This is a genomic window from Nonomuraea rosea (genome assembly GCF_039539705.1).
Taxonomy (GTDB): Bacteria; Actinomycetota; Actinomycetes; order Streptosporangiales; family Streptosporangiaceae; genus Nonomuraea; species Nonomuraea rosea.
Window position 1 is genome coordinate 140,374 of the sequence record NZ_BAABDQ010000032.1, and the last position, 8,126, is coordinate 148,499.

Below are 8,126 nucleotides of genomic sequence, written 5' to 3' on the forward strand. Positions count from 1 at the left end.
GTGCTCCCTTGCCGGTGAGACGCCGTGGACTGGCGCTCACGCTAGGCCGCGGGGAGGCGGGCGCGATTGAGTCATTTGACTTTCGGGAGGGGGCGTCAGCGCGTCGCGGAGCGCGGCCCGGGAGGCGACGCCGAGCTTCGGAAACAGCTGGTACAGGTGGTTCGCGACGGTGCGCGGAGACAGGAACAGCCGCTCGCCGATCTGCTTGTTGGTCAGCCCGGCGGCCGCGAGCAGGGCGATCTCCTGCTGCTGGGGGCTGAGCGAGGCCATCCCCGCCGCCTGGCCGTGGCCGACGGACAGGCCCGTCGCCCGCAGCTCCGTACGTGCTCTGGCCATCCACGGCCGGGCATCGAGGCTGCGGAAGGTGCCGAGCGCGGCGGCGAGCTGGGCGCGGGCCTCGGTGGTGGCTTTGTCGCGGCGCAGGCGCTCACCATAGCTGAGCTGCAGGCGGGCCCGGTCGAACGGCCAGCGCTCCGCCCCGGCGGTGGCGAGTGCGGCCTCGAACAACCGGCTGTGCCGCCGGTCGGGGGCGATCATGGCCGCCGCGGCGCCGGTGACCATCGCCAGCCGCGGTGAGATCGCGGCCAGCCCGGCCTGCTCCGCGGCGGCGGCATGAGCGGCCGCTTCGGCGGGCCGGCCGGTCCGTACGGCGGACTCGACCAGATCCGTGACGCACCACAGCGCGTGCGGGACATGCGAGGCCAGCACACCCGCCGGGCTGATCGCGGCGGACTGCTGGTAGGCCTCCTCGAAATCGCCCCTGCCCAGCGCCACCAGCGCTCTGATCTGCCAGGCGTAGCAGTGCAGCGCGCGGGCCCTTCGCGGTGCCGCCCACCGGGTCATCCGGTCGGCCAGCGCCGTGGCGGCGTCCTCCTGCCCGCGCGCGGCGGCCAGCATCGCCTTCAGGTAGATCCCGGGCCAGGCCAGCAGCCGGTAGCCGTGCCTGTCGCACAGCGCCAGGCCTTCCTCGACGACCTGTTCCAGCTCCTGCCACTGTCCGGCGAGGAAGGCGTCGTTGCCGAGCAGGAACAGCGCCTCGATCGCCGAGGTGACGGCCCCGCCGTCCCGGCCGTGGCCGATGACCCGCCACAACCCGTCGCGGCACTGTCCCAGCCGGTCGACGTAGGCGCCGGCGATGCCGATGCGGGCGATACGTGCCGGGATGATCTCCTGGTTCAGGCCCGCGATGGCGGCATCCAGCCGAGCCAGCACCGGCGGCGCCAGGCGGGCCGGATCGGAGAAGGTCTTGCCGAGGATGTCCAGCAGCTCGGGCGGGCCTGGCCTGAGCCGGCCGATCGCCGCGTGGAACGGCTCCCACAGCTCGGCGCGTCCGCCGAAGAAGCACACCATGAGCAGGGTGTACAGCCCTTCGATGAGGACCTTGTCGTGGGCGTCGCGGGGATCGGTCAGTGTCTCGATCGCGCCGGCCAGCAGGCGGTGCGCGCTGTCCACGTCACCGTCGCCGTTGAGCAGGTGGTAAGCGCCGGCGACCGCGGTGGCCAGCGACTCACCCCGCCGGTCCGCACGGCGCGCCAGCTCCAGCAGGTGCGGCGCGTCGCGCAGGTCACCGTTCACGATCGAGCCGAGGTAGGCGGCTTCTCCCAGCCGTCCGGCCCGGTCGACGCCGGCCGGGCTCAGCTCGGCGGCGCGCAGGAAGTAGGTGATGGCGGCGAGGCCGTCGCCACGCAGCAGGGTGGCGCGGGCCATGGTGCAGAGCAGCGCGGCGACCTCCTCGTCGGGCTCCTCAGCCGCCTCCGCCAGGTGCCAGGCCCGTCGTTCCGGCTGGCCGGCGAGTCGTCCGGCCAGCAGCCGGTGTGCCCGGCGGCGCTGCTCACCCGTGGACAGCTCCACCACCGCCGAGCCGATCAGCGGATGGCGGAAGACGAGCCTGGTGCCCTGCTCGATCCGGACCAGCCGCGCGCGTTCCGCGGGGGCCAGCGCGTCACCGGCGTGCAGGACGGTCAGATCGCCGCTCCCCTCCAGCACGGCGAGCAGTAACAGGTCGTAGGTCGCGGCGGGCAGATCTTCGACCCGGGCGGCGAACACCGCCTGCAGGCGCCCGCCGAGTGGCAGAACAGGGGGCAGCACGCCGCGTTGGAAGTCGCCGAGCGCCACCGGCAGTTCCAGCAGGGCCAGCGGGTTGCCCTGGGCATCGGCCAGCAGCCGCTGGCGCGTCCGGGGCGCCAGGGCCGGGAAGTGCGCCTTCAGCAGGGCGGCGGCGTCCCGCTCGTCCAGCGGTTGCAGCTCGTAGCCGGGCAGCCCGCCGTACTCGAAGAAGCTCTCCTCGCCCGAGCGGGACGCTGCGAGCAGGCCGACCCGGCTGCCGGCCAGGCGGCGCGCCGCGAAGCCCAGCACGAGGGCGCTGGCGCGGTCCAGCCAGGCGATGTCGTCGATGACCAGTAGCAGCGGATGAGGGGCGGCGGCCTGGCGCAGGAGCGTCAGCGCCGCGCCGGCCACCAGGAGCCGGCCCGGCGGGGCTCCTTCGCCCAGACCCAGAGCGACGCTCAGGGCCCGCCGATGTGCCGTCCCCAGTTGGGGCAGACCGGCGAAGAGCGGCTGGAGGACCTGGTGCAGGCCGGCGAAGCTCAGCTCGGCCTCGAACTGCGAGCCTGCGGCGCACAACACTCTGTGGCCGGCTGCCCGCGCGCGTGCTGCCGCGGCCTCCAGCAGCACGGACTTGCCGACCCCGGCTTCGCCCAGCAGGACGAACGCGCCGCCCTGAGCTCCGGCTCGGTCGACGAAGCCGCCGAGCCGGGCGAGATCCCGGTCGCGTCCCAGCAACGATCCGGAGGGGGCCTCCCCACCCGTAAGCGAACCCACGGATTGACTTTACGCCCAGCATCAGCGCCAGCCGGCGCACCCGCGGCACCGGACCGGCTCGACGGCGCCGTCAGCGTTTCAGCTCGGTGCCCCGGCCAGATCGGGATGATCCTTGAGCTGCTTCCGGGAGCGGAGACCGAGTTTGCGGAAGATGTTGCGCAGATGCGCGTCGACCGCCCGTTTGCTGATGAAGAGCTGAGTCGCCACGTTGATCATCTGCCCGGCATCGACGGCCGCCAGGGCATCGTGGCCCGTTTCACCGACGGCGCATCAGTCCGTCCAGTGGAACCAGGCATCGAACACGCGGTACGGCGGGCCGCCCAGAGCCGTCTCCACCAGCAGCCCGGCCTCCAGCGGCAGGCCGAGGACCCGCGAACCGAGCAGGGCGATGTCGTGCCGGACGAGCACCTGACCGAGCTGCCGGCACTCCTCCTCCCACCCCGGGGGAGCGGTGTCCGTGACCAGCGACAGAGCCGGCATTCCACGACCACCGGCACCACCGGGCCCCGACGATCGGACGTCGGGCATGAAGAGCGCCGCCAGCGGAGCGAGTCGGCACAGCGCCAGGGACAGCCCTTCGACGTGTGTCCAGCCGCCCTCGGAACGGCGCATCGATCCGTCGCGCTTGGTGACGAAGACCTCGACGTAGGACGCGTATCCGGAGCCGTAGTGGCGGAACTCGGCGTGATGCACGCTCAACGCCGGCATCCTGCCGAGATCGGCGACGACCCGCCGCAGAAACCCCTCGACGGCCTCGGCCCCGCCGACCCATGCGCCCGCCGTGCTCGCCGGCTGATCGACGACGGCGCTTCGCAGATCCACCGGATCAGTCGCTGGCTCTCCGCTCACCGCCGCGCTCCTCTCCCGTCCGTTCGTTCACATTAGCGGGGACGGGGTCTTCTCCCGAACGTCACCCCAGTCCCGAAGGAGCTCTGGGTGATCTCTGTGACACTGCGTGCTCCAGCGGGCGAAGGTCACGACGTCGGGCAACCGTCGGGTGATGGCGAGTCCTGAGAAGGTCCAGAACGTTGATAGGCTCCATGCATCCGAATATTTAGATATATGGAGATTTGATGGTAAAGGTGCTGATCGTGGGGGCCGGGGCGCTCGGGCAGGTCTTCGGGTCGTGGCTGGCCACGGGCGGGGCGCAGGTGTCCTACCTGGTCAAGGCTGGCCGGGAGAAGTGGGCCGATGGCGGGGTGCCGGTGTCCCGGCTGCGGTCCGGACGGGGGCCGGTGGCCGGGCGGCTCGTGCCGTACCAGGTGATGAGTGAGCCCGCAGGGGCGTGGGACATGGTGTGGCTCTGCGTGGACTCCGGCGCGCTGCGCGGCGCGGCGATCGCGCGGCTGCGCGAGGTGAGCGCCGGGGCGACGATCGTCACCATCGGCCAGGACCTGGGAGATCTGGACACCCTCGCCCGGATCTGGCCACAGGAGCAGATCGTGCAGGTCACGCCCACGGTGCTGGCCTTCCCCGCACCATCCGGCATGACCTACTGGACGCCGCCCGGGGCGGCGACCGGTGTCTCGGGACCGCGGGCGCCACAGGTCGTCGCCGCGCTGCGCGCCGGAGGCGTGAAGGCCCGGCGGGTACGGCAAGCGGGCGGGGGCGAGATGACGGCGGCCAGGATGATTCCCTTCATCGCGGCGCTGGAGCAGGCCGGATGGTCGCTGCCCCGGCTGGACGGCGCAGCGGCGGCCAGCCGGGAGGCCATCGCGGTGGTGGCGGCCCAGCATGGGCGCCGCGTTACGCCGTCGGCACCCGCCTGGGCCGTGCGCCCGGCGCTGCGCGCGCTGCCCAGGCTGCTGCCCTTCGACCTATGGCACTACCTGGAGTCGCACTTCACCAAGGTCAGCGCGCAGACCAGGCTGATGCTCGACGGCTGGATCGCCGAGGGCGCCGGTCGCGGCCTGCCGGTCAAGCACCTGAAGGTGCTGCGAGAGGGGCTGAACCCGTGAGCCAGGACGTCGCGCGGCTGTTCGCGCAGACCAGGCCGTTGCTGATCGCGCTGGGCGACGAACGGCGGCAAGACGTCATCGTCTTCCTGCTGGAGTCGGCCGCGCCGCGCAGCGTCGGCGACATCGCCGCGCGCCTCGGCCTGTCTCAGCCCGCGACCTCCCACCACCTGAAGATCCTGCGCGACGCCGGCCTGCTGACGGTACGGCGCAACGGCGCCCAGCGCCTGTACGAGCTCAACGCCGCCGCGTATCCGGAGCTGCTGGTCCCGCTACGCGACCTGGCCGAGACGATCATCACCTGCGCCCACTGACCCCATGCCTCGTACTCGCCGATGATCTGCCGCAGGGCACGGAGAAGACGGGTGGCATCATGCTTCCGGCTTCCGGGGGAAGTCGGTGGCGGGCCCAGTGGCAGGCTCTGTGGCGTAGCGGCGCATCGCCTGGATGTTCGCCTGCGGGGTCATCGCCCGGCCACCGGCGATCATCTCCTTGGGACCATCACGAGGGTGCCCGCCGTCGCGTCGTAGTCCTTGTCGCCGACCGTGAACCGTACCGCGCCGGAGATGATGTAGAAGCCCTCGTCGTGCTGGGCGTGGCGGTGCTGCGGCGGTCCGGGCGTGTGCGGCGCGAGGACGGATTCGGCGATTCCGAGGCGGTGCCCGGTGTTGCTGCCGTCTTCGAGGACGCGCAGTCGCGTGGTGCCCAGGACGATCGTCTCGCCGTCGCCCGGGCCGACCACCGATACGGCGGGGTCGGCGGCCGGCTCACTTCACTTCGGCCGGGCCGCCGCCCGGCTGCACATGAGCCAGCCGCCGCTGAGCCGGGCGATCAAGCAGCTGGAGACCGAGGTCGGTGCCGCGCTGTTCGACCGCTCGCCCGCCGGTGTCGCGCTCACTCCGGTGGGGGCCGTGCTGCTGGACGAGGCGCGGGCCCTGCTCGACCAGGCCGACCGGTTGCGCGTACGCGTGGCCGCGGCGGCCGGCACCGCGGCCATCACGGTGGGTCTCCTGGGGGACACCGCCGACCCGGGTGCGACCCGGTTGGCCGACGCCTTCCGCCGCCGGCACCAGCAGGTCGAGGTCCGCATCCGCGAGACCGACCTGACCGATCCCACCTGTGGGCTGCACGCCGGACTGGTCGACGTCGCCCTGACCCGCGGGCCGTTCGACGAGACCGGCCTGACCGTGCGGGAGTTGCGCGCCGACCCGGTGGGCGCGCTGGTGCGCGCGGACGATCCGCTGGCCGGGCGGGGCAGCGTGAAGCTGGCCGACCTGGCCGGCCGCCGCTGGTTCTTGTTCCCGGAGGGCACCGACCCCGTCTGGCAGTCGTACTGGAACGGCGGGGCACCTCGGGAGGGGCCGGTGGTGCGGGCCGTCCAGGAGTGCCGGCAAGCCGTTCTCTGGAACGGCACGATCGGCATGACCCTCCTGGACCACGAGCCGGGGGACGGGCTCGCCGTGGTGCCGCTGATCGACATGCCGCCGAGCCGTGCGGTGGTGGCGTGGAACGAGGGCGACCCGAATCCGCTGATCCGCTCGTTCGTCCGGATCGCCGTCGCCGCCTACCGCGACGGTGACTGAGCTCCGGGTGCTCCCCGCCGGGCGGGGCGGCGGTGCCGGCGCGTCATGAAGCGCTCGCTCTCCGGCCGCTGGGGGCCTGGAAGCCGGTGAGGCCCGGTGTGTCGTCCGTGGTCAGGGCGATCTGGTTGAGCACCAGCCCGGCCTCGCGAGGCGCCAGCGAGATCGTGTGCTCACCCGGTTCGAGCGTCAGCGCGGCCCCGGCGACGCTCGTGCTGCCGTACCAGGTCTCGAACCCGGTCTCCGGCCCGGACTTGCCCGACTGGTAGCGCCACTGCCCGTCGACGACCACATGGTAGGAGTCGGCGTCGGCGTTCGGGTTGCTCGTGTTGACGAACAGGTAGTACGTGCCACGGGTCTGGATGGCGACGGTGAAGTCGAGCCGCGGCGGTGCTCCCGCCGCGGAGCTCCCGTTGACCTTCTCCGTCGGGCCGGCCTTGAACAACGCCTCGGCCTGGGCCGCCGAGGTCGCCAGCCACTGCGCCTTCGCGCCGGCGTCGGCCGGTGGGACGACCTGGAGACCGTTGCGGGCCAGCGCCCAGCCGTGCGTCCCGTTGTTGCCGTCGATCGCGGTGGCGGAAGCGCTCTTCTCCAGCGCGTCGGCCGCGTCGAGGACAGCCGAACCGTCCCGCTCCAGATACGCGCCGACCGGCGCCCCCGCCGCGCGGCCCACCGTGACAGACGCCACCCAGGCCTGTCCACCGACGGTGATGGAGATCTCGGCCGTCCCCGCCCGGTGCCCGGTGATCCGCACCTGGCCGTCCGTCACCGCGACCGACGCAGCGGTCTCGTTGTCGGACTTCGCGGCCTCCGCGTCCCGTACGCCCTGGACCGTGCTCGTCTCGTCCACCGACGTCCGGATCGCGGGCAGCCGGCGGAGCTCCGGCATCGTGCGCGGACGAGGCGCCACGGTGGCCCGCTGGGGTGCGGCGATGTTGTTCGGGCTCTCCGGCGGGCCGACGAGACCGTCCCCGGCCGCGCCGGCGCGGGTCTCGATGATGATCCGGTCGAAGAGGATCGCCGCGTCCGAGCGGTAGACCACGAGGTCGTGCCACCCCGGGGTGGTCACATCGACGGTGAAGCTCAGGGGTTCGATCCCATGCATGATGTTGAAACCCCAAGGGCTGGTGCTCGTACCGGTGACGGAGTTGCCGCGCAGCAGGCCGGGGGACTGGTCGTCGAGCCCGATCGCCGTGCGCGCGGTACGCGGGGTGCCGTCGTCCTCCGTGCCCTCGTTCAGCGTTGACCGCGGTCGTCTGGGATGGCCTGGCAGCGCGGGAGTTACTGCCCGCCGAGCACGCCGTCGACCTGGGTTACACCTCGGCGCGACCCGAGTCTCACACTTCGCGCGCCTCGACCTGGCACTCACCGCATGACCCACCGAATTGGGCAACGGAGTCCTTCAGGCCGGGGGTGAATCGGACCGCCCCGCGTAGCGGGGCAGGAGCAGCTGATTCGCCGTCAGACGGACCGGCGTTGCCCGGCTCAGGGCGGACGGTTCTGCTGCTCGATGTACTGGCGCACGATCGACAGCGGTGCGCCGCCGGCCGATCCGGCGAAATGGGAACCTGACCAGAGCTTGCCGGCCCGGTAGTGGTGGGCGGCCAGTTCGGGGAACTCCTGCCGCATCCGCCGGGAGGCAACCCCCTTTCAGGCTGTTGACCAGCCGGGACAGGGCGACCTTGGGCGGGAAGCTCACCAGCAGGTGGACGTGATTGTCTCCGCCGTTGAACTCGGTCGGTTCGACCTCGAAGTCGACGCAGACGTCCCT

General features: G+C 72.3%; 8 protein-coding genes and 1 pseudogene. 3 read left to right on the plus strand and 6 right to left on the minus strand.

Translation table 11 applies throughout. The features are described 5' to 3' along the window. Nucleotides 1–36: 36 nt before the first annotated feature. The 3 genes from ABEA43_RS47905 to ABEA43_RS47915 all read right to left on the minus strand — a co-directional run bounded on the left by ABEA43_RS47905 (nucleotide 37) and on the right by ABEA43_RS47915 (nucleotide 3,669). On the minus strand, nucleotides 37–2,820 hold the full coding sequence (locus tag ABEA43_RS47905; RefSeq protein ID WP_345572763.1) for a helix-turn-helix transcriptional regulator: 2,784 nt from the start codon (nucleotides 2,818–2,820) through the stop codon (nucleotides 37–39). A gap of 78 nt (nucleotides 2,821–2,898) precedes the next feature. Further along, nucleotides 2,899–3,036: a LuxR C-terminal-related transcriptional regulator gene (locus ABEA43_RS47910; RefSeq protein ID WP_345572764.1), complete on the minus strand. Its 138-nt coding sequence runs from the start codon at nucleotides 3,034–3,036 to the stop codon at nucleotides 2,899–2,901. Between the two features lie 54 nt (nucleotides 3,037–3,090). Then, complete coding sequence (locus tag ABEA43_RS47915) at nucleotides 3,091–3,669, minus strand: hypothetical protein (protein WP_345572765.1); 579 nt, start codon at nucleotides 3,667–3,669, stop codon at nucleotides 3,091–3,093. A 224-nt stretch (nucleotides 3,670–3,893) separates the two neighbouring features. Here ABEA43_RS47915 and ABEA43_RS47920 point away from each other — a divergent pair, with 224 nt between their 5' ends. After that, nucleotides 3,894–4,778: a ketopantoate reductase family protein gene (locus ABEA43_RS47920; protein WP_345572766.1), complete on the plus strand. Its 885-nt coding sequence runs from the start codon at nucleotides 3,894–3,896 to the stop codon at nucleotides 4,776–4,778. Then, on the plus strand, nucleotides 4,775–5,089 hold the full coding sequence (locus ABEA43_RS47925) for an ArsR/SmtB family transcription factor (RefSeq protein WP_345572767.1): 315 nt from the start codon (nucleotides 4,775–4,777) through the stop codon (nucleotides 5,087–5,089). Before ABEA43_RS47920 ends, ABEA43_RS47925 begins: the two co-directional genes overlap by 4 nt. Nucleotides 5,090–5,259: 170 nt before the next feature. Here the strand turns inward: ABEA43_RS47925 and ABEA43_RS47930 are convergent, their stop codons facing one another. Continuing rightward, nucleotides 5,260–5,517 (minus strand): cupin domain-containing protein, encoded by a 258-nt coding sequence (locus tag ABEA43_RS47930; protein ID WP_345572768.1) that lies wholly within the window; start codon nucleotides 5,515–5,517, stop codon nucleotides 5,260–5,262. Nucleotides 5,518–5,578: 61 nt separating this feature from the next. On the opposite strand from ABEA43_RS47930, the gene ABEA43_RS47935 reads away from it, so the two are divergent. Further along, on the plus strand, nucleotides 5,579–6,358 hold the full coding sequence (locus ABEA43_RS47935) for a LysR family transcriptional regulator (protein ID WP_425570534.1): 780 nt from the start codon (nucleotides 5,579–5,581) through the stop codon (nucleotides 6,356–6,358). Nucleotides 6,359–6,401: 43 nt separating this feature from the next. Here the strand turns inward: ABEA43_RS47935 and ABEA43_RS47940 are convergent, their stop codons facing one another. Together ABEA43_RS47940 and tnpA are read right to left on the minus strand one after the other, a co-directional pair. Then, nucleotides 6,402–7,736 (minus strand): hypothetical protein, encoded by a 1,335-nt coding sequence (locus ABEA43_RS47940; RefSeq protein ID WP_345572775.1) that lies wholly within the window; start codon nucleotides 7,734–7,736, stop codon nucleotides 6,402–6,404. A 104-nt stretch (nucleotides 7,737–7,840) separates the two neighbouring features. Beyond that, nucleotides 7,841–8,126 (minus strand): annotated as a pseudogene (tnpA, locus tag ABEA43_RS47945) (IS200/IS605 family transposase); the annotation flags it as partial.